The sequence below is a fragment of the Variovorax sp. 10N432 genome, assembly GCF_056394465.1.
Genome location: NZ_JBFTHX010000137.1, coordinates 1 through 733 on the forward strand (window position 1 = coordinate 1; position 733 = coordinate 733).

A 733-nucleotide genomic window follows, 5' to 3' on the forward strand; every position below is an offset into this window, starting at 1 on the left:
CGGTTAGCGCGAGGGCCATACGGCCCCACGAAGTGTCTCAACACGGAGGCTGCCCTGGCAAGAGTTGCCGCAATTTAGGCGTCCGGTAGCGTAGGGAGCGCTGCTGCGCCTCCGACGTCGTCGGCAATGGGTCGCGCGAGGAGTGCTGTCATCGCGGCCATCGCCTCGTGCATGTCTCCGAACACAAACGGCAGCTTCTCGCCGTCGAGTCCGACGAGTTCAAAAACCGCCCTGCCGTCGGCCTTCGCGACCCTATAGACGCGGTAACCACCTGCCGAGGCAATCTCGACGCCATCGTTGGCATTTTGGTGTTTTCTCATTGTCAGCCTCCTCGGAAGCCCTAGGCATTGGGCGCGCCCATGCCTTTAGCCCGGGGCGGTCACGATGAGCAAGGGACGTGCCTAGGCCGCGAGCAGGGCGCTTGAGGTCGGCGACGCTGCGCATTCCTAGAAGAGTTTGCCGTGAAGTGTGTTGCGAGCACTCACCGAGTCAGCCTTCTCTCGAAGAAGTGTCGAAACTTGCCACGTTTGGCACCGGAAGAGGTGCGCGGCGCGCGCTACGCCCGAAACGAGCTACAGGCCGAAACTAGTGCAGTGCGCCACGTAAATATGTACTTATCTTGTGCTCCGTGCCAGCGCCGCCTTGGCGCGCGTGACCTTGGCCAAGATGTCGGTCGCGCTCTTGGTCCAGATGAAGGGTTTGGGGTTGGCGTTGTGGTGGGCCACGTACAGAT

Annotated in this window: 1 protein-coding gene; it reads right to left on the reverse strand. The window is 61.8% G+C overall.

From position 1 onward, the window contains the following. Positions 1-74: 74 nt before the first annotated feature. Complete coding sequence (locus tag AC1DF3_RS37020; RefSeq protein ID WP_478142817.1) at positions 75-320, reverse strand: hypothetical protein; 246 nt, start codon at positions 318-320, stop codon at positions 75-77. Positions 321-733 lie beyond the last annotated feature (413 nt).

What these genes read in the sequence shown, in the direction of transcription:
- AC1DF3_RS37020 (WP_478142817.1), bottom strand. Translation starts at nt 320, where the DNA reads ATGAGAAAACACCAAAATGCCAACGATGGCGTCGAGATTGCCTCGGCA.